This is a genomic window from Streptococcus hyovaginalis DSM 12219, assembly GCF_000420785.1.
In the GTDB taxonomy this organism is placed as follows: domain Bacteria; phylum Bacillota; class Bacilli; order Lactobacillales; family Streptococcaceae; genus Streptococcus; species Streptococcus hyovaginalis.
In genome coordinates this window covers 78,026-100,153 of record NZ_ATVP01000004.1, presented here as the reverse complement: position 1 = coordinate 100,153, position 22,128 = coordinate 78,026, and the positions used below count along the sequence as shown (strand labels likewise).

General features: G+C 40.5%; 24 protein-coding genes. 20 read left to right on the top strand and 4 right to left on the bottom strand.

Annotated elements, in window-relative coordinates:
* Positions 1-2: 2 nt before the first annotated feature.
* The 13 genes from G574_RS0103800 to rfbB all read left to right on the top strand — a co-directional run bounded on the left by G574_RS0103800 (position 3) and on the right by rfbB (position 10,822).
* Positions 3-347 carry a hypothetical protein gene (locus G574_RS0103800; protein ID WP_029691030.1) on the top strand — a complete coding sequence of 115 codons (345 nt, stop codon included), beginning with the start codon at positions 3-5 and terminating at the stop codon, positions 345-347.
* Entirely contained in the window at positions 344-706 is a 363-nt protein-coding gene (locus G574_RS0103795; protein ID WP_017769228.1) for a TIGR02328 family protein, read from the top strand. Before G574_RS0103800 ends, G574_RS0103795 begins: the two co-directional genes overlap by 4 nt.
* A gap of 161 nt (positions 707-867) precedes the next feature.
* The gene (locus tag G574_RS0103790) at positions 868-1,386 is read left to right on the top strand and encodes an adenine phosphoribosyltransferase (RefSeq protein WP_029691029.1); all 519 of its coding nucleotides are present in this window, start codon (positions 868-870) and stop codon (positions 1,384-1,386) included.
* Positions 1,387-1,491: 105 nt separating this feature from the next.
* Positions 1,492-2,445, top strand: coding sequence for a homoserine O-acetyltransferase MetA (metA, locus tag G574_RS0103785; protein WP_029691028.1), 954 nt, complete (start codon positions 1,492-1,494; stop codon positions 2,443-2,445).
* Positions 2,432-3,109, top strand: coding sequence for a DnaD domain-containing protein (locus G574_RS0103780; protein WP_029691027.1), 678 nt, complete (start codon positions 2,432-2,434; stop codon positions 3,107-3,109). The genes metA and G574_RS0103780 overlap by 14 nt, the downstream gene beginning before the upstream one ends.
* Before the next feature lie 472 nt (positions 3,110-3,581).
* A complete protein-coding gene (locus G574_RS0103775) occupies positions 3,582-3,869 on the top strand; it encodes a GNAT family N-acetyltransferase (protein WP_029691026.1) in 288 nt (95 codons plus the stop codon).
* Positions 3,870-4,661: 792 nt separating this feature from the next.
* Positions 4,662-5,348 (top strand): tRNA (adenine(22)-N(1))-methyltransferase, encoded by a 687-nt coding sequence (locus G574_RS0103770; protein WP_029691025.1) that lies wholly within the window; start codon positions 4,662-4,664, stop codon positions 5,346-5,348.
* Complete coding sequence (locus G574_RS0103765; RefSeq protein ID WP_029691024.1) at positions 5,338-6,126, top strand: Nif3-like dinuclear metal center hexameric protein; 789 nt, start codon at positions 5,338-5,340, stop codon at positions 6,124-6,126. Before G574_RS0103770 ends, G574_RS0103765 begins: the two co-directional genes overlap by 11 nt.
* A gap of 9 nt (positions 6,127-6,135) precedes the next feature.
* The gene (locus tag G574_RS0103760) at positions 6,136-6,960 is read left to right on the top strand and encodes a ZIP family metal transporter (RefSeq protein WP_029691023.1); all 825 of its coding nucleotides are present in this window, start codon (positions 6,136-6,138) and stop codon (positions 6,958-6,960) included.
* A gap of 12 nt (positions 6,961-6,972) precedes the next feature.
* A complete protein-coding gene (locus G574_RS0103755; protein ID WP_029691022.1) occupies positions 6,973-8,082 on the top strand; it encodes an NAD(P)/FAD-dependent oxidoreductase in 1,110 nt (369 codons plus the stop codon).
* A gap of 62 nt (positions 8,083-8,144) precedes the next feature.
* Entirely contained in the window at positions 8,145-9,014 is an 870-nt protein-coding gene (gene rfbA / locus G574_RS0103750) for a glucose-1-phosphate thymidylyltransferase RfbA (protein ID WP_029691021.1), read from the top strand.
* Positions 9,014-9,607 (top strand): dTDP-4-dehydrorhamnose 3,5-epimerase family protein, encoded by a 594-nt coding sequence (locus G574_RS0103745; RefSeq protein WP_029691020.1) that lies wholly within the window; start codon positions 9,014-9,016, stop codon positions 9,605-9,607. The genes rfbA and G574_RS0103745 overlap by 1 nt, the downstream gene beginning before the upstream one ends.
* A gap of 174 nt (positions 9,608-9,781) precedes the next feature.
* On the top strand, positions 9,782-10,822 hold the full coding sequence (gene rfbB / locus G574_RS0103740) for a dTDP-glucose 4,6-dehydratase (protein WP_029691019.1): 1,041 nt from the start codon (positions 9,782-9,784) through the stop codon (positions 10,820-10,822).
* A 159-nt stretch (positions 10,823-10,981) separates the two neighbouring features.
* On the opposite strand, the gene G574_RS0103735 is transcribed toward rfbB, so the two are convergent.
* Positions 10,982-11,173 carry a hypothetical protein gene (locus tag G574_RS0103735; protein ID WP_029691018.1) on the bottom strand — a complete coding sequence of 64 codons (192 nt, stop codon included), beginning with the start codon at positions 11,171-11,173 and terminating at the stop codon, positions 10,982-10,984.
* A gap of 137 nt (positions 11,174-11,310) precedes the next feature.
* On the opposite strand from G574_RS0103735, the gene G574_RS0103730 reads away from it, so the two are divergent.
* The 3 genes from G574_RS0103730 to G574_RS0103720 are packed head-to-tail and all read left to right on the top strand — an operon-like array spanning position 11,311 to position 14,210.
* On the top strand, positions 11,311-11,793 hold the full coding sequence (locus tag G574_RS0103730; protein WP_029691017.1) for an NUDIX hydrolase: 483 nt from the start codon (positions 11,311-11,313) through the stop codon (positions 11,791-11,793).
* Positions 11,794-11,806: 13 nt separating this feature from the next.
* A complete protein-coding gene (locus G574_RS0103725; protein ID WP_029691016.1) occupies positions 11,807-12,985 on the top strand; it encodes an AI-2E family transporter in 1,179 nt (392 codons plus the stop codon).
* Positions 12,975-14,210 (top strand): tetratricopeptide repeat protein, encoded by a 1,236-nt coding sequence (locus tag G574_RS0103720; RefSeq protein WP_029691015.1) that lies wholly within the window; start codon positions 12,975-12,977, stop codon positions 14,208-14,210. Before G574_RS0103725 ends, G574_RS0103720 begins: the two co-directional genes overlap by 11 nt.
* A gap of 566 nt (positions 14,211-14,776) precedes the next feature.
* Here G574_RS0103720 and G574_RS0103715 read toward each other — a convergent pair.
* Both G574_RS0103715 and G574_RS11885 read right to left on the bottom strand, forming a co-directional pair.
* Positions 14,777-15,307, bottom strand: coding sequence for a CPBP family intramembrane glutamic endopeptidase (locus G574_RS0103715; RefSeq protein ID WP_169343457.1), 531 nt, complete (start codon positions 15,305-15,307; stop codon positions 14,777-14,779).
* A gap of 156 nt (positions 15,308-15,463) precedes the next feature.
* Positions 15,464-15,589, bottom strand: a complete 126-nt coding sequence (locus G574_RS11885; protein ID WP_281167076.1) for a hypothetical protein — start codon at positions 15,587-15,589, stop codon at positions 15,464-15,466.
* Positions 15,590-16,061: 472 nt separating this feature from the next.
* On the opposite strand from G574_RS11885, the gene G574_RS11085 reads away from it, so the two are divergent.
* The 4 genes from G574_RS11085 (at position 16,062) to budA (ending at position 19,947) form a co-directional block, all read left to right on the top strand.
* Positions 16,062-16,745: a CPBP family intramembrane glutamic endopeptidase gene (locus G574_RS11085; RefSeq protein WP_029691013.1), complete on the top strand. Its 684-nt coding sequence runs from the start codon at positions 16,062-16,064 to the stop codon at positions 16,743-16,745.
* Positions 16,746-16,822: 77 nt separating this feature from the next.
* Positions 16,823-17,257: a CPBP family intramembrane glutamic endopeptidase gene (locus tag G574_RS11080; protein WP_051130524.1), complete on the top strand. Its 435-nt coding sequence runs from the start codon at positions 16,823-16,825 to the stop codon at positions 17,255-17,257.
* A 280-nt stretch (positions 17,258-17,537) separates the two neighbouring features.
* The gene (gene alsS / locus G574_RS0103695; RefSeq protein ID WP_029691011.1) at positions 17,538-19,217 is read left to right on the top strand and encodes an acetolactate synthase AlsS; all 1,680 of its coding nucleotides are present in this window, start codon (positions 17,538-17,540) and stop codon (positions 19,215-19,217) included.
* A gap of 10 nt (positions 19,218-19,227) precedes the next feature.
* On the top strand, positions 19,228-19,947 hold the full coding sequence (budA, locus tag G574_RS0103690; RefSeq protein WP_029691010.1) for an acetolactate decarboxylase: 720 nt from the start codon (positions 19,228-19,230) through the stop codon (positions 19,945-19,947).
* Between the two features lie 176 nt (positions 19,948-20,123).
* Here the strand turns inward: budA and G574_RS0103685 are convergent, their stop codons facing one another.
* Positions 20,124-21,785, bottom strand: coding sequence for an Rqc2 family fibronectin-binding protein (locus tag G574_RS0103685; protein WP_029691009.1), 1,662 nt, complete (start codon positions 21,783-21,785; stop codon positions 20,124-20,126).
* Between the last annotated feature and the right edge of the window lie 343 nt (positions 21,786-22,128).

Here is a 22,128-nt window from a genome sequence, read left to right as displayed (position 1 = left end):
CAATGGCAAAATTAGCGCGACTAAACCTTCATTTACCTCAGGATGTATTGACGATAAATAGCCATTACGTCTCTCAACTGGTGATGAAGGGCTTATCGGAAGAGCTCTTGGCCTATTGTCAAGTGACTTTTAAGCCAGAGCTGTGGTCTGAAAGGCAGCAATTTCCCGACCAAGGTTATTTGCTTGAAAAGCTGGTTCATGACGGCATGTTCGAGGCCATTTCCTTGCTTGATCAAGAGGGGAATTTGCACTATTATCACTTTCCCTATAATAAGGGGAAGAAAACGCAGCATGCTAACATCAATGCTGATGGCAGCTTAGTGATGACGATGGGAGACTCCCTATGAGACTTTGGCACGAAGCTCTGCTGTCGCAAATACCACGCCAACAACTCTTGGGGCAACATCGTGAGTGTGCAGCATTACGAGGTGGCGGTTGGGGAAAACCGCATGCCACAGTCAACTATGTATTTGCCCATTCACCCTATAAGTTATTTCAATACCACACTTTAGTGATGGATGAGATGCTAGCGAGAGGTTATCACCCTGATAAGTCTTGGCGAGATCCTGCTTACCGTGGGAAACGTCTAGCTGCTTATGACAGTGTCGAAGTATTACCCAAAACCACTCCGATTTATCCGGAACACGATGATGCTTACCTTAAGGAATGTCTTACTAATTTGGCAGGTAAGGGCATTGTTCTTTGATATGTTTGAACCGAAAATAGCAACTTCTTAAAAAATCATGCTATAATAGCGTGTATGATTATTTGAGAACGCTCAATAAGGAAAGGATGATGGTAGTTATCTTAGCGCTAGACTGTTTGCCAGAATAGCCTAGAAAAACGGATAACTGCAACAAGAATACTATGGATTTAACAAAATACATCGCTTCAATTGAAAACTACCCACAAGAAGGCATTACCTTTCGTGATATTTCGCCTTTGATGGCAGATGGCAAAGCTTATAGTTATGCTGTTCGTGAAATTGCACAGTATGCCTGTGATCATGATATTGACATGATTGTCGGACCTGAAGCGCGTGGTTTTATTATTGGTTGCCCAGTAGCTGTGGAGCTCGGCATCGGTTTTGCACCAGTGCGTAAGCCTGGAAAATTACCACGTGACGTAATCTCTGCTGACTATGAAAAAGAATACGGCGTCGATACCTTGACAATGCATGCCGATGCTATCAAACCGGGACAACGTGTCTTAATTGTAGACGACCTGTTAGCGACCGGTGGTACGGTCAAAGCAACGATTGAACTAATCGAAAAATTGGGCGGTGTTGTTGCTGGTTGTGCCTTCATGATCGAACTTGATGGGCTAAATGGCCGCGAAACGATTGGGAATTATGATACTAAAGTCTTGATGAATTTCCCAGGCTGATACCTATAATTAAAAACTATAGCTAAACCTAATTTTTCCATAATTGAAACTGATAACTCCCTTTACTATAATAGTAGTAGCAACTACTGAAAAGAGGGAGTTTTTATGCCCATAAAACTTGATACGCAACTGCCTGCTCTAGATATCCTGCGATCTGAGAATGTTTTTATCATGGATAATGAGAGAGCGCAGCACCAAAATATTCGGCCGCTCGAAATACTGATTGTCAATCTCATGCCAACTAAAGAGGCTACGGAAGTTCAGTTACTACGCTTATTAGCTAATACTCCCTTACAGATCAACGTTGACTTCCTTTACATGGAGAGTCACCGGTCTAAAAATACCGAAGCAGAATACTTAGAAACGTTCTACAAGACATTCGATGATATCAAAGGAAAATTTTATGATGGCATGATCATCACTGGAGCACCAGTTGAAACGATTCCCTTTGAGGAGGTTGATTATTGGCAAGAACTGACGGCTATCTTTGAGTGGTCAAAAGATCATGTTTACTCAACCTTACATCTTTGCTGGGGAGCCCAAGCAGCTCTTTATCATCAGTATGGTATCCAGAAATTTCGTCTTCCTGAAAAGTTGTCAGGTGTGTATGAACAGTCAGTTGAGGATAATAGTAGTCAGCTTTTTAGAGGGTTTGATGATACGTTTAAGGCGCCTCATTCTCGGCACACCGATATTTCAGAAACCGATATTTTAACGAAAACGTCTCTTCAAATCCTATCCAAAGGAAAGGAAGTCGGCGTCTCTATTCTGGCGTCTTCTGACTTGCGCGAAGTGTACAGCTTTGGTCATTTGGAGTATGATCGCGAAACCTTAGCCAAAGAGTTTGAACGTGATCAAGCAGCTGGAAAAGCGCCCAAATTACCGGTTGGTTATTTTAAGTCTGATAACCCAGAAGAGGGAATTCTGATGCGTTGGAGTTTAGCGGCATCTACCTTTTTTAGCAATTGGATTAATTATGCTGTTTATCAAGAGACACCTTACCTTCTAGAAGAATTGATTCGAAACAAAGAATTAGAGGAGTTTAATGACCTATACTGAAGCTATGAAGCAGGGAAACTTAGTACTTCCTGCGGCTATATTATTTCACTATCGCGATATTTTTCAGTCTGCTGATGACTTTTTAGTATGGCAATTCTTTTACTTTCAAAATACCAGCCAGAAAGAAGAGATGGCTTCAAGTGAGATTGCAGAAAGCATTGGTAAGACTATCAGTGATGTTAATCGCATTATTGCGCGTTTAACAAATCAGGAGTTGCTTGATGTCAAAACGATTGAAATGGGTGGAGAAATCGAAATGATTTTTGACACGAGCCCCGCTTTTCAAAAACTAGATAGTCTTATTGAGCCAAAAAAAGAGTCAGCGAAATCCTCATCAGGTAATGCTTACAAAGATCTTGTGATGGATTTTGAGAAGGAATTTGGCCGCTATCTCAGTCCGTTTGAGTTACAAGATTTAGAAAAGACAGTTACTGATGATGGAGTGGATCCTGATCTGATCCGCCAAGCCTTGCGTGAGGCAGTCTTTAATGGCAAAATCAATCTAAAATACATCAACGGTATTTTGCGAAATTGGAAGAGGGATGGTATCACCACTGTTCGTCAGGTTGAAGAACGACGTCTTCAACGTGAAGAAGCAGACCCAGCTAAGGTGACCGTTTCTGATGAATTTCTGAATGCGATGAGTATTTGGGAGACTGACTAATACTGCGACAAAGTCAGAAAAGGGATTAAAGGAAAATAACCAGTCTTTCTCTAAAAACTACTAGACTCTCTCAAAAAGTACATACGTTTTTAGAGAATGAAGAGAGTCTTGAACCTTAATGATCCACTCTGTTTGACTAGGACATCAAGAAAGTGATAAAAGTTCCATACTTAAAATAGGGTATTTTGAAAGGAACTAAAATGAGGCTCATTTGCGAATTCAATCAAGAAACTGAACAGATTAAAGTCATTAGCATTAGTCATCACTGAAGGAAGCATCTGAAAATATACCGTGATCACTCAATGCCATTTTGACAAGTGATCAAATGGCTAAAATGCGATATCAAATACTTTTTAAAGGAGCGATGGTAAAACCTTGCTTTATTTTGAGAAAGCGTTATACTTTTTCTAGAGTCACTTCACTTGGTCTAGTCTCAGTGGACTGGCTAATTTAGACAGTAAGGAGACCCATTATGATCGAAATAGTTTATCAGGCTTCAGAGAAGCGTTCTTTAGCTATCGATGGCAACAAAGCTATTGGCGAATGCACCTACAGTGACGCCAATGGTGTTTGGGTGATCAATCACACCTTTGTCTTGCCTGAATATGAGGGACAAGGAATTGCTAAGCGTTTGGTTGAAAAGTTGGTGGATCATGTCCGCCAAGAAGAAGGAAAACTTTTAGCAACCTGTCCATATGCTGTCGCTCTTTTCAAAAGAAGTCGTGATTATGATGATGTGGTAGTTTGGCCTGAAGGTTAGTCCTACTTGAGGGGGTCAATGTACTGATTTGGTTTGGCCAAACGATTGGTATCAGAGAACCGTTACTTGAGAATAGGTCCCACTTTCAAATACACAAGCTCCCCCAAACGTCATGTGTTTGTAGCGATACTTTTGGGTCATCAAATCGGCGATAAGAATCGATAGAACTTAGCTTTGAGAGGTATTACTCTTAAACAATAGCACGAATTTGTCATTAGGAGGACTTGGTTCTGTAGGATACGGGAGCGAGTCCTTTTACTTTGGCATGAGTTATGACCTCTCGTTGTCAAACATAGGCTATGCAGATTCGCTCTAGTTTGTCAGTAGCAGGGCTGTCTGAAATGGAGCCCTTTTTGTGATGTGACAATGACCAGGAGGGTATTACTTGCTTATCCTGTAGAATGGTATTGTCATGCTGCGCCTTGAAGGAGCCTGTACTATGATGTTGGTGCAGTAGGTAATGAGTTCAATCACTGAAACCTTAGTTTGCCCTTTGGCAATAAAAAACGAAAAGAAGCTCTAGTAATCTCAGTTGTCCTTTACACTTGCTAACACATTGCCATCTATGCATGCGGGCCCTGCTTATTTTCTATCTAGAGTAAAGTAGTGACAACTATTAAATCTGAAACTTTTCAAAAGCTAAGATATTTCATTTTATCAGCTAGGGTCTTAACATACTGTCTGACTCTTGATTTCTACCAACGACTTTTGATTGTCTTATGGAAAATGCTCCTTAACAGGGGGATTTTTGCTATAATAAACGTATTGTCATTAAGAAAGAGTAAGGAAAAAATGGAAACATACTTATCAAAACGCCTTTCGCGAGTCGCTGCTTTTATTCCTGACCAAGCAGTGCTCTTGGATGTGGGTAGCGATCATGCCTATTTGCCGATTGTGCTTGTTCAACAGGGAAAAATTACCCGCGCCATTGCTGGTGAAGTGGTGGATGGTCCTTATCAGTCTGCTTTGGCGAATGTGGCGCAGTCTGGTTTAGCAGATCGTATCCAGGTGCGTTTGGCCAATGGTTTAGCAGCTTTTTCGCCAGAAGACGGTGTGACTGCTATCACTATTTGTGGAATGGGTGGTCGGCTGATTGCTGAGATTTTGGAAGCAGGTTATGAAAAGCTTTCTGATGTTGACCGTTTGATTTTACAGCCTAATAATCGTGAAGATGATCTCCGCAGATGGTTACAGGAAAATGGCTTTCGGATTCGTCAAGAAAGTATTCTTGAGGAGAATAAAAAATACTATGAGATCATTGTGGCTGAACATGGTGAAATGGTGTTATCAGATGAAGAATTGCGATTTGGACCTGATCTTTTGAAGCATCCAAATACTAGTTTCAGATTAAAATGGGAAGGCGAGCTTGACAAGCTGAGTTATGCACTTGCTTCTATCCCCGAACATAAACAGCAGGAGAGGAACATTTTGCTCACGAAGATTAATCAGATAAAGGAGGTACTGGCACGTGTTAGCTAAGGATCTTATTGCGCGATATGAAGCCTATTGTCCGCCGGAACTGTCAATGGACGGTGATGTGGTGGGATTACAGATTGGAACACTAGATAAACCCATTCAGAAGGTGATGGTGGCGTTAGATGTTAGAGAGACGACTGTTGCTGAAGCTATTGACAAGCAGGTTGATTTGATCATCACTAAGCATGCTCCGATTTTCAAGGGAATTAAAGATTTAGTCTCGTCACCTCAGCGCGATATTCTCTTAAATCTGGTTAAGCATGATGTCGCAGTCTATGTCAGTCACACTAATATTGACATCATCCCAGATGGTTTAAATGATTGGTTTTGTGCGACTCTAGGTATTACCGATACAGAGCCATTATCCTTAACGGATGATCAGCTTGGTATTGGCAGAATTGGTGTTATTCCTGAACAGAGTTTGAAGGATTTTGCAGCCAAAGTCAAAGAGAGTTTCGACTTAGACAGCGTTCGGTTGGTTCGTTATGATGGGGCTAATCCTACCATTTCAAAAGTGGCTATTTGTGGCGGTTCTGGGCAATCATTTTATCCAGAGGCTTTGGCTAAGGGAGCAGACGTCTATGTTACAGGTGATATTTACTATCATACAGCTCAAGAAATGCTGACAGAAGGGCTTTACGCCTTGGATCCAGGGCATCATATTGAGGTACTCTTTATTTCAGAAATTACTAAACGCTTAAATCAATGGAAAGGTGAAGAAGGTTGGAAAGTCGATATCCTGGAAAGTCAGTCGTCTACTAATCCCTTTTCACATGTATAGGAGGATCTTATGTTAGAGTGGCTAACTAGCCAAAATGTCGTATTATTGGCCTTTATGGCTGGTTTATTTACTTGGGGTTGTACAATTGTAGGGTCAGCCATTGTTTTTTTCTTTAAACATGTCAGCCGAAAATTGTTAGATGTTATGATGGGATTTGCAGCTGGTGTCATGATTGCTGCCTCTTTCTGGTCCTTGTTATCTCCATCCTTGGCTTACGCAGAGCCTACCTATGGCAAATGGGCCTTTATCCCAGCTGCTGTTGGTTTCTTATTAGGTGGCTATTTTATTCGTTTGATTGATGCCTTAGTTCCTCACCTCCATTTGGATAAGTCTATCGAGGAGGCTGAAGGGCTTCAACCAGAAAAAAAATTATCAAAAACAACGCTTTTATTTTTAGCAATAACCATCCACAACATTCCTGAAGGATTGGCAGTTGGGGTGACTTTTGGTGCCCTAGCTCAGGGGAATTTTACAACAGCAGCTCTAGTTGGTGCCACCAGTTTGGCGATTGGGATCGGTTTGCAAAATATTCCGGAGGGAGCTGCCTTAGCAATACCGATTCGTGCTGATGGTAAATCGCGAAAAAAGGCCTTCTTTTGGGGAGCAATTTCAGCTATAGTAGAGCCTATTGGTGCAGTTATTGGTGCAGCCTTGGTGCTAGCGATGATGCCGATTTTACCTTATGCTCTTTCTTTTGCAGCTGGTGCCATGATATTTGTCGTTGTGGAAGAACTGATTCCAGAGTCTCAAACAAATGGTAATACTGATATTGCAACACTGGGGTTGATGATGGGATTTGTTATTATGATGGTCATGGATGTTGCACTGGGTTAGAAGGGAAATGCGATGAAAGTTGCGATTATTGGTGCTGGGATTGTTGGTTCTACAGCAGCTTATTATTTATCCAAAGAGAGTTCTGTTGAATTAACCGTTTTTGATGACGGTCTTGGTCAAGCGACTAAAGCAGCAGCTGGTATTATTAGCCCTTGGTTCTCTAGAAGACGAAATAAGGCTTGGTATAAAATGGCTAGGTTAGGAGCCGATTTTTATCCTGAGATGATTGCTGATTTGACGTCTGATGGTTTTGATACAAGCTTTTATAAACAAGTCGGTATCTATCTACACAAAAAAACACCAGATCATTTTGAAGATCTCTACCAATTGGCTCATAGTCGGCTAGAGGAATCACCGTTAATTGGTGATTTAGCAATTTTGTCGGAAAAAGATGTTGCGGAGCGTTTTCCAGACCTGCAGCTAAAAGGAGATGTGCTGTATGCTTCTGGAGCTGCGCGACTTGATGGTGCTGGCTTGACAAAGACTCTTCTCAAAGCAGCTAATTGCGCTGTCATCTCTAAAAAGGTCAGTCTAGAACCACAGGCATCTGGTTATAGGATCGATGGTGCCTTTTATGACCGTGTCATCCTTGCAACAGGAGCTTGGCTTGGTGATATTCTGAGACCTTTGGGTTATCAGGTGGATGTCCGCCCGCAAAAGGGGCAGCTATTAGATTATTATTTTGATGGTTTAAAGACAGATGACCTACCCGTTTTCATGCCCGAGGGAGAAATTGATCTGATTCCATTTGACCAAGGTAAGGTTTCTATCGGGGCAAGTCATGAAAATGATAAGGGCTTTGACCTGACGGTTGACCAGAGTGTTTTAGAGCGTTTAGAGGAAGAAGCCAGAGTCTTCTTTCCCAAATTATCAGAAGCTTGGCGTAAGAGCGATCGCCTTGGGATAAGAGCCTACACCAGCGATTTTTCGCCTTTTTATGGAGAAGTCCCTGGTTTGCCGGGATTATATGCCGCTAGTGGTTTGGGATCATCAGGTTTAACAACAGGTCCTCTGATTGCAAGAGAGTTAGTGGCCATGGTGACCGATCAGACATTTTGGTTGAACGCGTCTGATTATGATATTAACCGTTATTTAACCGTTGAGGATGACAATTCTCAGTAAATCATGGTAAAATAAAGCGATTACTTATTAAGAAGATAGTTTTATCTAAAAGGAGATTTACTATGAAAGGTATTATTTTAGCTGGTGGTTCAGGCACTCGCCTCTATCCACTAACGCGTGCAGCTTCTAAACAGCTCATGCCTATTTACGACAAACCCATGATCTACTACCCTCTGTCAACCCTGATGTTGGCTGGGATTAAGGAAATTTTAATCATTTCCACACCACAGGATCTTCCTCGTTTTAAAGATATGTTGGGCGACGGTTCTGAGTTCGGTATTTCTTTGGAATATGCTGAGCAACCAAGCCCGGACGGGCTTGCTCAAGCCTTCATCATCGGTGAAGAGTTTATTGGCGATGATAATGTTGCCTTGATTCTCGGCGACAACATCTACCATGGAAATGGCCTTACAAAAATGCTCCAACGCGCTGCAAGTAAAGAAAAGGGTGCAACGGTCTTTGGCTATCAAGTTAAGGACCCAGAACGCTTTGGCGTGGTCGAGTTTGATGAAGACATGAACGCTATCTCCATCGAGGAAAAACCAGAAATTCCAAAATCAAACTTCGCTGTCACTGGTCTTTATTTTTATGATAATGATGTGATCGAGATTGCCAAAAACATCAAGCCTTCACCTCGTGGAGAGTTAGAAATTACCGATGTCAACAAGGCCTACTTGGAACGTGGTGATTTGTCAGTTGAGCTTATGGGGCGTGGTTTTGCTTGGCTAGACACTGGGACACACGAAAGTTTGCTTGAGGCCAGCCAGTACATTGAAACTGTCCAACGTCTTCAGAATGTTCAAGTGGCCAACTTGGAAGAAATTGCCTATCGCATGGGTTATATCACCAAAGAACAAGTGCTAGAATTGGCACAACCGCTTAAGAAAAATGAATACGGACAATACTTGCTCCGTTTGATTGGAGAGGCTTAATGACAGATAACTTTTTCGGTAAGACATTAGCGGCTCGCCCAGTAGAAGGAATTCCTGGCATGCTGGAGTTCGACATTCCTGTTCACGGTGATAATCGTGGTTGGTTCAAGGAAAATTTCCAGAAGGAAAAAATGCTGCCACTTGGTTTCCCAGAAAGCTTCTTCGCTCAAGGGAAATTGCAGAACAACGTTAGTTTTTCGCGTAAACATGTTCTTCGTGGATTGCATGCCGAACCCTGGGATAAGTATATCTCCGTAGCAGATAACGGTAAGGTTCTGGGTACTTGGGTGGATCTGCGTGAAGGTGAGACTTTTGGCAATACCTACCAGACCGTTATCGATGCTTCAAAAGGGATTTTTGTTCCACGTGGTGTAGCCAATGGTTTCCAAGTCCTGTCTGACTTTGTATCTTACAGCTATTTAGTGAATGATTACTGGGCATTGGAGCTCAAACCAAAATATGCCTTTGTTAACTATGCAGACCCAAGTCTTGGCATAGAGTGGGAAAATCTGGCAGAAGCAGAAGTCTCAGAAGCAGATAAAAACCACCCAATGCTCAAAGACGTAGAGCCCTTGAAAGCGGAAGATTTGTAAGGCGAGCGATAGCGAGCTAAAAACGATGTTCGACGTAGTGGTGGAAAGAAGACTAGCAATTAGCTAGTCTTCTCGGAAATTTTAAAACCTTGGGTTCAAAATTTAGGCATGGAATTCCGAAGGAAGTCGCTGCCGTCCGCACCATATCAGTCGAACATCAGAAAAGGAGAAGAAATGTTCAAAAACATCATCGTCACAGGTGGAGCTGGTTTCATCGGCTCAAACTTTGTGCACTACGTTTACAATAACCATCCAGACGTGCATGTGACCGTCTTGGACAAATTGACTTATGCTGGCAACAAGGCTAACTTGGAAGAAATTCTGGGTGACCGTGTGGAGTTGGTTGTCGGCGACATCGCAGACGCAGAATTGGTGGATAGGTTGGCAGCTAAAGCGGATGCGATTGTTCACTACGCAGCGGAAAGCCACAACGACAATTCGCTTAACGACCCAACCCCTTTCATCCATACAAACTTTATTGGAACTTACACTTTGCTTGAAGCTGCTCGTAAGTACGACATTCGCTTCCACCATGTGTCAACTGATGAAGTTTATGGTGATTTACCACTTCGTGAAGATTTACCGGGTCATGGTGAAGGACCGGGAGAGAAATTCACTGCGGAAACCAATTACAACCCATCATCACCTTATTCGTCAACCAAGGCTGCCTCAGACTTGATTGTTAAGGCTTGGGTGCGTTCTTTTGGTGTTAAGGCGACCATTTCCAACTGTTCAAACAACTACGGTCCTTACCAACATATCGAGAAATTCATTCCGCGCCAGATTACTAATATCTTGGCAGGTATCAAGCCAAAACTCTATGGTGAAGGTAAGAATGTTCGTGACTGGATTCATACCAATGACCATTCAACAGGGGTTTGGGCTATCTTGACCAAGGGTCGGATGGGCGAGACTTACTTGATCGGTGCCGATGGCGAGAAGAACAACAAGGAAGTCTTGGAGCTCATTCTTGAGAAAATGGGGCAGCCAAAAGATGCCTACGACCATGTGACAGACCGTGCGGGACACGATTTGCGCTATGCTATTGACGCAAGCAAACTCCGTGATGAACTTGGTTGGGAACCACAATTTACCAACTTTGAGCAAGGGTTGCAGGATACCATCGATTGGTATACTACCCATCAAGATTGGTGGAAGGCTGAGAAAGAGGCTGTTGAAGCCAAGTATGCCAAGACACAGGAAGTCATTAAATAAATCATTAAAAACCTTGTCCTATCAACGTTTGAAACGTTTATTGGGACAAGGTTTTGTTTTTGGAATTTTGATTGGACTAAATGATTATAAGCTTGGCTTTTCATCGACACGGGTTTCTAGGTAAAGAAAAAGAGCTGATAGTAACAGCTTTTTCTAAACTTATTTATTAAAAAGTGATTTGACTTTGTCAACAACACCGCTGACGGCATCAGAATTTTCCACTAAAGCCTTGGCTTTGTCGAAATATTGTCCTAAATCATCTTTATGGTTTTCAATAAATGTTTTAGCCTCTGAAAAGTCTTTTTTAGCAATCATTTCTTTGACCTGATCAAATAGTTCTTGTGGTTTCACGATGAGACCTCCTCTCTATCATTATTAAAGCATTTTCGCTCCGATTTAGCAATTGATATCGAAAGGAATTGAAGCATTTTGAGGTATTTTAAGGGAGATATTGCTATAATAGTAGGATAAGTGAAAGAGGTGACAAAATGACCAAATTAGCAACCATTTGTTACATAGATAATGGTAAAGAATTGTTACTCATGCATCGGAACAAGAAAGCAAACGATGTGCATGAAGGCAAATGGATTTCAGTAGGTGGAAAATTAGAATCTGGGGAATCACCTGAGGAGTGCGCCATTCGTGAAATTTTAGAGGAAACACATCTTCAGGTCAAAGAAATGGATCTTCGCGGCATCATCACCTTCCCCGAATTTACCCCAGGGCATGACTGGTATACTTATGTTTTTAAGGTGACCGCATTTGAGGGCCAATTAATTTCGGATGAGGAATCGCGAGAGGGGACGTTGGCATGGGTACCTTATGCTGATGTCTTAAAAAAACCAACTTGGGAAGGGGATTACGAGTTATTTAAATGGATCCTTGATGATGTGCCTTTTTTCTCCGCCAAATTTGTCTATAAAAAGAACGTCTTGGTGTCAAAAGATGTGATGTTCTACGGTAATCGCTAGAGTAGGAGGAATCATGAATCACTCAGATGATAAGAAGTTTACCATTAGTTGGTTTTATAAATGGTTTTTAAATAACCAGGCAGTGATGGTTTTAGTTATTAGCTTGCTGTTTTTTACCAATGTTTTTGTCTTTACAAAGATTGCGCATTTGTTTGAGCCGGCATTGGTATTTATAACCATCATCATGCTACCGATCATTATTTCTGCTTTACTCTATTACCTACTGAAACCATTTGTGTCTATTCTTGAAAAGAAATTACATATGCAGCGAACAGCGGCTATTTCCTTGGTCTTTGTAATTGTTATTGCGCTCTTGATTTGGGGTGTTGCTGTACTCGTTCCTTCGATCGAAAGTCAGTTGAGCAATTTTGCTGAGAACTTGCCGAGCTATCTGCATGATATCGAATTACAAATGACCAATCTTCTGAAGAGTCGCCAGCTATATACTTACAATATTGAATTGCAAAATCTAATCAATGACTTTTCAACCAATGTCATCAACTATGCTCAATTGCTTTCCAGATCAGCAGTGACCTGGGCAGGTGATGTGGCTTCTACCGTGGCTCGTGTCGCGGTAGCTATAATGATTGCCCCCTTCATTTTATTCTATTTATTAAGAGACGGCGAGCAATTAAAAGACTACATTCCGCAGTTCTTACCTCCTAAGTTGCGTGTTCCCACGCGCCGTGTCATGTCTAAGATTAACCATCAGTTGGCGAGTTATGTGCAGGGACAGGTGACGGTGGCTATCGTTGTAGCCTTCTTGTTTTCCGTTATGTTCAGCATCATTGACTTACGGTATGCGGTAACCTTAGGCATCGTGGCTGGATTTTTGAATCTGATCCCATATCTAGGTAGCTTTGTGGCAATGATACCCGTCTTTATCTTGGCATTTGTAGCTGGTCCGGCAATGGTGGTCAAGTGTATTATCGTCTTTATTATTGAGCAAACTATCGAGGGCCGTTTTGTGACCCCTTTAGTCATCGGAACCAAGTTGAACATTCACCCGATTACTATTTTGTTTGTCCTATTGACTGCAGGTACCTTGTTTGGTGTATGGGGTGTCTTTTTAGCCATTCCAGTTTATGCCTCCATCAAGGTTATTCTAATTGAAATTTTTGATTGGTACAAAGTCGTTAGTGGTCTTTACAAAGACGATTTTATGGAGGAAAAGTCTGAAAATGTGGAATAGTGAAAAAATGATTGCTTCGATTCAGAATCAGGATCTGCAACATGCTAATCGTTATTTTGAACGTGCTTTGAAAGAGGATGATCACTCCGTTCTGTTATCCTTAGGGGCATATCTTGAGAGTATTGGCTTTTTGCCACAAGCTAAGCGACTTTACGAGCAGCTACGTCCCATTTATCCAGAGGTTCATTTGAATCTTGCTGAAATTGCAGCTGAGGACGGTGATATGGAAGCTGCTTTTCTTTACTTAGATGCCATATCTCCAGACTCACCGGACTATGTCAATGCCTTAGTGATCATGGCGGACTTGTATCAAATGGAAGGTTTAGCAGATGTAGCCGGAGATAAGTTATCCCAAGCACTCCAGCTATCCGATGATTCCTTGATTCGCTTTGGCTTAGCCGAAATGCAGATGGAGATTGGTGATTTTAAAGAAGCAATTCAGAATTATGCAGCTCTTGATAATCGTGATCTATTACAGATGACAGGTGTTTCAACCTATGAACGCATTGGTCGTGCTTACGCGGAGATGGGGAAATTTGAGGTCGCTATTGAATTTTTAGAAAAGGCAGTGGCTATTGAATACGACGATCACACAGTTTTTGAATTGGCTACCTTGTTGTATGAACAGGAAGAATACCAGCGTGCCAACCTCTATTTCAAACAACTCGATACCATGAATCCTGATTTTTCAGGATATGAGTATTACTATGCCCAATCTTTACACGAGGAGCATAAGCTAGAAGAAGCGCTAAAATTGGCTCAACAAGGCTTGTCAAAAAATGCCTATGATAGCCAGTTGCTCTTACTAGCTTCTCAGATGGCTTACGAGAATCATGACTCACAGCTGGCAGAATCTTATCTCCTTTCTGCGAAAGATCTTGCGGAAGACTTGGAAGAAGTTGGCCTGCGCTTGACGACACTGTATTTAGAAGAAGAGCGCTACGAAGATATTATGACTCTATCTAGCCATGATTTTGATACCTTATTGACCAAATGGAATATTGCCAAAGCTTATCAAGAGATGGATAAGGGCGAAGAAGCGCTAAAACGCTACAGGGCATTGGCATCAGGATTGGGTCAAAATCCAGAATTTCTCCAAGAATACACCTATCTTTTAAGAGAATTTGGCTACAAGAAAGAAGCAAGAGAGACGGCTAAAGCCTACCTAACCTTGGTGCCTGATGACATGAACATGCAGTCATTAATAGAAGAACTAGAAGAGTAAGTTTGTCTGAACGTACAAAGCATAGCTGAGCTGAAATAGAGAAATTGTTCATCAACTCGGTTATTTGCTTAGGTTTATGGTTTTAACATTTCTTTGCTAATCTTATAGACCAAGACTGTTCTTGATGAGCTCGTCTACTCTGAAGGTAGAGAGCTTGCTGATTTTAAAGTCATTTAGTCAATAACTTTCAAAAGCTTTGTCTTAATTGTGACCAGTTATATTAAGGTGAAGGTAACTCATAGATTTCCTGATGTTCTGTTGATGATGTAATTGACAGTTTACATGACGAACTTCTATGAGTTTTTTATTGTTCAATATTTGACATATTAGACGTTAAAAACTATCAGTTCTTGTAGAATATTCAATATTAGTTTACTACCTTGATAATGGTATTCATTAATACAAGAAATGATATTTTTATTTAAATGAAAAAGAGTCTAGATATAAATCCGACTCTGGTGATTAGATCGTTGAAAAGACCTGATCGTAATGATTGATTGGGTCAAAAGGATTAGTAACTGGCAATGCAAATTTATCAATTTCCTTTTATCTCATTTCTTTCAATGTTAGACAATGACTAGACCGATTAAATCAACATAAACATAGCCATTCCATATCACATGAATTACGATTGGCCAATAAATGTTTCGAGTCAGTCGATAAGTTAGGGCATATAGAGCTCCAGGTATAGCATATATCCCAAAAGCTTGAAAATTCCCACCTGGTAGAATGTGACTGGCAGCAAACATGCTAGCAGAAATTAACACATCAAGGTAATAGGGTGATGCTTTAAAATAAGTCTCCATCAGCAGCATGCGATGAAAGAATTCCTCTCGAATGGGACCTAATAGGACATTCGAAAGTAAAAAAACTTTTAAATAAAGCTTACCATTGCTGTAGGCTAAAAGGGTATTGAGACTATTAGTATTCGTCGTCACTGGCAGTGAAAACCATCTAGAACTATTGAAACCAAAGATAAAGACAATGCCACCTAAACCAAGTGTTATCAGAAAATGCCACCATTTAGTACCTGAGAAATCAAAAGGATTAGTGCCCAAGAGATTCTTTTGCCATAGGTAAATAATTAGAATGTTCATTAATAGAACAGCATTTATCATGAGATAAAAACTGTCATCGAATTGTTTCCTATCCCACCAAGCCAGCTGTAACTGAGACAAAAGTATATGAAAGACACAATAGGTAAGAAAGGGAAACAGGTAAATGGATAATTTTTTTAGCATAGAAACGTTGACTTATTTTAAAACGGCATCAATAGAGCTTTCAGAGGATAGTTTTATGCCATTATCATGCCACGGTACCATAGCACCACCAGTGATCTTAAGCAATTCTTCTGTTGAAATTTCATCCTGATTTCTCATCTTCATTTCCTCCTCCAGGGGGCAACGTAGGGGTGAGACGTATCGATAATGACACTGTACAAGTAACAGCTTTATAATACTGAGCGTGCCTCACGAGACTCTGTCATGGACAATATAACATAAGCATATCAAAAATTAAACATCAAACAATGCTTATCTTCAATATATTGGACTATTTAAAGATCGATAATGCTTTTATTATGAGGCTATTTCAAGTTGTCCGTTATGATATAATATCAATGAATATTAAAGCTACCGCCTAAGATAGTTATATCAAATCATTATTTTTATTAACTTTAATCTGTGATCAAAATCATAGGATATAATAAAGAGAAAAATAGGAATGAAAAAGTTGAAGTGAAAGATCTAACTATTGCAGAATTGGATCAAGTGGTTGGAGGGATTCAGGTCACTTGGCATGATTATATGATGTTTTCTAAAGATATTTCGCCCACTCCGTGGAGAAAGTAAGATGTCAAGATCAAGATATTATTTCAGCATGATAGCCACTGTATCTATCATGCTTTTCCATTTATTGATTCCTATTATATTAGACGAATTTTTAGAATTTCCGGGGTATTATTCCGATAGCTATTATCTCCTTTATTGTTTTTTGTTTGGTGTCGCTATTCTTTTGGCTTCTAGTCTTTTAAGGATTCATCAGGACGCTGTGAGTATTTGGCGAGTCCCTTTTGGTTTAAAAGATTGGGGCATTTTTATGGCCATTTTATCCGGGATAGCTTTTTTCATGATTCTTATTTTTCAATTTTGGGGCAGGGATACTGGCAACAGTCAAGCTGTCAATGATTTTCTCTATCAAAGTAGCGGGGTCTATTACCCTTACCTGTTTTTACTATTGTCCTGCCTTTTGGGACCGACTTTAGAAGAACTGCTTTATCGCGGCTTGCTTATGACCCCATTTTTAAATCGTCAAACTTATGGCCTTGATATGATCGCATCAGCAAGCCTTTTTTCACTGATTCATCTTTATCAGTATCCTTGGTCGGCAAATGCTTTTGTCATTTACTTTGTTTATGGTTTAGGTTTTGCAGGTATCTATCGCTTTTCAAAAAATATGAGGCTAGCCATTCTTGCCCACGTCAGTGTTAATACCCTATTATCTATGCCCTATATTTTATATCTATTGGAGGTCTAGCTGGTGATAAAGTATTTAGACAACCATAAGTATAACAGGAAGGTCGTTTCAAATGGTGGCACCCTGTAGTAGTAATAGTGACCTTTACAATCATGCTAAAAGGAAATTTTTGGCCATTACAAATCTTTCCTACAAGTGGTAGTAATAACGAACAGGCTTTAAGTGCCATTATTTCTTATGGACAAGGCCCTTTTGCCATCTATGGTTACTTGATATGGGTGGTTTTAATGGCCCCAATATTTGAGGAATTATTTTTTCGACTTATCTTAATGACCAGCTATTTTAAACAATCTCTATTTTATATAGATGTCCTATTTTCATCTTTTTGCTTTATGGCTGTGCATATGCACAGTTGGTCGGATTTTGGGACACCTTTCGCTCTGACCTTTTTCATCACTGGAATTAGTTTTGGACTGGTTTTCAAATGGACCAAAAGTATTATTTGGGTCATTTTGTTACACATGACAAACAATGCGCTTGCTAATTGGGATTTAATAGAGGCCTTTATATGATATTAAGTGTAAAAATAGATGTGATTTATGCTAAAAAATGCTGAGTAAGTATCCCCATATGACTCGCGACATCAAAAGGCAATCCCCGTTCGTGGTCTTTAATCGATCTTTGCTCAACCTGTAGTTAAAACGGATGAATGATTGCTATGAGAGAAAATCAAGTATACCTGTTTCTCAGCTTTTCCAAGTGTGCATAAGGAATGATTTCACAAATGAAATTTTCACAAACTTTTTCGGAAAGTGCTATAATGGAATCATAAAAAATGAATGGAGAAAAAGCATGGTTGAAAACACGCAAACTTTCGGTGCAGATTTAGTTGTAGATAGTTTAATGAATCATAAGGTAGATTACGTTTTTGGTATTCCAGGTGCCAAAATTGACCGCGTTTTTGATACTTTAGAGGACAAAGGTCCCGAATTAATCGTTGCGCGTCATGAGCAGAACGCCACCTTTATGGCGCAAGCTGTGGGTCGTATTACCGGTGAACCAGGTGTTGTGTTAGTGACAAGTGGACCAGGGGTTTCAAACCTAGCAACGGGACTTGTGACAGCAACTGATGAAGGTGATGCTGTTTTAGCGATTGGTGGTCAGGTTAAACGAGCTGACCTTTTAAAACGTGCCCACCAATCTATGAATAATGTGGCAATGCTTGAGCCGATTACCAAATATTCAGCTGAAGTTCATGATCCAGATACATTGTCAGAAACGATCGCAAATGCTTACCGTTTAGCCAAAGAAGGTAAACCAGGGGCAAGCTTTATCTCAATTCCGCAGGATGTTACTGATAGCAAGGTTTCTGTGACAGCTATTAAGCCTTTGACGGAACCAAAATTGGGTTCGGCCTCTGTTGAAGATATTAACTATTTGGCACAAGCTATCAAAAATGCCGTTTTACCAGTGCTTTTATTAGGAAATGGTGCTTCTTCTGAAAAAGTGACAGCAAGCATTCGTCGTCTCTTGGAATCAACAAATTTACCTGTTGTTGAAACCTTTCAGGGAGCGGGGATTGTCTCACGTGAACTGGAAGATGACACCTTCTTTGGGCGCGTCGGCCTTTTCCGTAATCAACCAGGAGACATGCTCCTTAAAAAATCGGATCTTGTCATTGCGATTGGTTACGATCCTATTGAATACGAAGCTCGTAACTGGAATGCTGAAATTTCGGCGCGTGTTATTGTTATTGATGTGGCCCAAGCTGAGATTGATACTTATTTCCAACCAGAGCGCGAATTAATAGGTGATATAGCTGGTACTTTGGACTTGTTGCTACCTGCTATAAAAGGTTACCAACTTCCTGAAGGGTCACGTGATTACCTCGTCTCACTTCGCAACAACACTGACAAAGACATTAAGTTTGACCGTAGTAAAACAGCAGAAGGACGTATTCATCCCCTTGATTTGATTGACCGTCTTCAAGAACAAGTGACTGATGACATGACCGTTACGGTTGACGTTGGTAGTCATTACATCTGGATGGCGCGTTATTTCAAGTCTTACGAAGCTCGTCACCTTCTCTTTTCAAATGGGATGCAAACTCTTGGAGTTGCTTTGCCATGGGCTATTTCAGCAGCGCTTTTGCGCCCAAATACCAAAGTGATTTCAATGTCAGGTGATGGTGGCTTCCTATTTTCAGGCCAAGAATTGGAGACAGCAGTTCGCCTAAAATTACCGATTGTTCACCTGATATGGAATGATGGTAAATATAACATGGTTGAATTCCAGGAAGAAATGAAATACGGTCGTTCATCAGGTGTAGACTTTGGTGCTGTTGATTATGTCAAGTATGCAGAAAGCTTTGGTGCCAAAGGTTATCGCGTCTCCAGTAAAGAAGAGTTTTCTGAAACGCTCGCTAAGGCTTTAAAAGAAGCTGACCAAGGACCTGTATTAATTGATGTTCCTGTTGATTACAAAGATAATATCAAACTTGGCGAAACGATTCTTCCTGATGAATTTTATTAAGGAGAGAGCTATGACACAAGTAACCAAACTTTTTCAATACGGCACTTTAGGAGCCTTAATGACAGGCCTCTATGATGGGACCTTGACAATTGGCGAGCTTCTAGAGCATGGGGATATCGGCATTGGAACACTTGATCAGATTGATGGTGAGTTGATTGTCATTGATGGGAAAGCCTATCAAGCGAGATCTGTAGATGGTCAACTTGAAGTCTTAGACGTTTCCAACGATATGACGGTTCCTTACGCAGCCGTTGTTCTTTATAAGCCTGCTCACCGTTTTGAGCAAGATAAAGTGATTTCAGATGGTGATTTACAGGCCAAAATAGAGACCTATTTTGAGGGAAAAAACCTGTTTAAATCCATTAAAATGCATGGCAACTTTAAAAAAATGCATGTTCGGATGATTCCAAGAAGCCAAACAGGTGAATCGTTTGTCAAGGTAGCCGCTAATCAGCCAGAACATACAGCTGAAAATGTCACTGGAACTATTGTTGGTATTTGGACCCCAGAACTGTTTCATGGCATAGGTGTTGCAGGTTATCACTTGCATTTCTTATCGGATGATCATCGTTTTGGGGGGCATGTGATGGATTACGTCATGGCAAATGGTCAGGTCGAAATAGGCAATATTGATCAACTAGATCAACGTTTTCCAACCACAGATTCCAACTATCTCAAAGCAGATTTTAATTTAGACCAAATGAAATCAGATATTACAGCAGCAGAATAATGTCGAAGAGGTCAGGGCTATCAGTCCTGCCTCTTTTTGGTGTATGGCAATGGACGTATCAGACAATGGAGATGCCGATAAGCTCATTTTCGAAATACAGTGTTTCAGATGAGCTAGCATTACTGTCTTATTATCAAAAAAGAGAAGTTGGCTATTTTCCAACTTCTCTATCAGTACTATTTGGTGATTTTCATGCTTTGAATCTTTTCTTCAGTTGGGGTAACACGAAGCGTTTTTTGTCCCGTATAGGTCACAAATCCTGGTTTAGCAGCGGTGGGTTTATGCAATTTTTTCGCTTCAATCATGTCTACTTGAACTAAATTAGACAGGCGCGCTTTAGAATAATAAGCTGCCAACTCAGCCGCATCTGTTTTAACCTCATCGCTGGGATTAAGATTATCCTTAATCAGTACATGACTGCCAGGAATATCTTTAGCGTGGAACCAAAGTTCTCCTTTTTTAGCCATTTTAAAGGTCAATTCTTCATTTTGAAGATTATTACGCCCAACCATGATAATGGTCTCACCATCTGAAGCCAGATATTGTTCAGGTTTTTTACGTCTTTGGCGTTTATCTGTTGAGCGGCGTTTCATAAAGCCGGCTTCAATCAATTCTTCACGAATCTCTGTGATATCCTCCAAGGTGGCTTGAGATAGGTTGACATCCACACTTTCAAAGTAAGCGATGCTTTGTTTCGTGTCTTCAATCAAGCCCTTGAGGTGTTTAAAGGCTTCTTTTAATTTCTGGTATTTTTTGAAATAACGTTGGGCATTCTGGCTAGGTGTTAAGGCCAGATCAAGTGCAATGGTTATAGGCTTTCCGGTATAGTAGTTATCTAAGGTAACAGCGTCTTTGTCGTTAGGGACCATAGCCAAGTAAGTGGTTAGGAGTTCGCCTTTTTGTCGAAAGTCTTCAGCAGATTCTGTTGCAGCTAATTCAGCTTCTTGTTTGACCAATTTCTTGCGATTTTTCTCTAATTCATTTTGAACCCTATGAATCAAATCGCTAGCTTGTTGGCTGATACGGTCACGTTCCGCCTTATCCTGATAAAAGTGATCCATAAGATCAGATAGCGTATCGAAAGATTGCTCAGCATCTGAAAAGGCCACTGCAGAAAAAGATTTTTCAGTTAGACAAGGCTGCATTTCTTGGGAGAAAAAATGACGAAAGGTCTTGAGCTTTTGATCAGAACTCATTAGCTGTTCTGACAGTTCCTTAGCCGTATCACGTCCCAATCCTTGAAAGGTTTGTTGCAGGGTTTTGACACTTAAATCACTTGTTTGCAAGATTTCAAATAAGGGACCATCTGAAATGGTGAAGGGATTCAATGCGCTTGTTTTCGGAGGGGTAACATAGGTCGAACCTGGCAAAATAGTGCGATAAGAATTTTGCGAAAAACCTACATGCTTGATAGACTCGATAATCTTTTCTTCATTTTTATCAATGAGGATAATATTACTGTGTTTACCCATAATTTCAATGATGAGGGTCACTTTGATGTGGTCACCAATTTCGTTTTTGTTGGAAACCGTGATTTCTAAAATGCGGTCGTTTTCAATTTGACTAATCGATTCAATGACAGCTCCCTGTAAATACTTTCGCATAATCATGGTATAGGTATTGGGATTTTGAGGATTCTGGAAATCTGCCTTAGTCGTCTGAACACGTCCAAAAACAGGATGTGCAGACAATAACAGTTTGTAATTTTGACGATTGTTGCGAATGGTTAAGACTAGCTCGCGTTCAAACGGTTGATTAACCTTTTGAATACGTCCGTATAAAATAGTGCTGTGTAATTCTTTGGTTAGATGATGTAAAAAAAAGCCGTCGAAAGACATAAGGATCTCCTGATTTACTAGATAATTGATTATTCTTGAAAGAAGTCGACATCAGTTCATTATAACATAAGTCACATTTAGCAACCATTTTTTAAAAATGTCGCAAAATCGCTTGTAATTGTCAGAAAATATAGTATAATGAAAAAAACAAAAACGGAAGGAAGAACTGATATGACAAAACACATCACACTTTGGCAAAGCTGGCGTAGATAAAAGTTGTGTTTGTGTGTTAGCATAGATACGACTTTTGATGTACTTCAAAAAGAACAGTATCTATGCGCAGTGTATCGGTTAAGATAGTAAAGAGCGCGTAGTTTTTAAACTAGGTGCTTTTCTTTTTGGA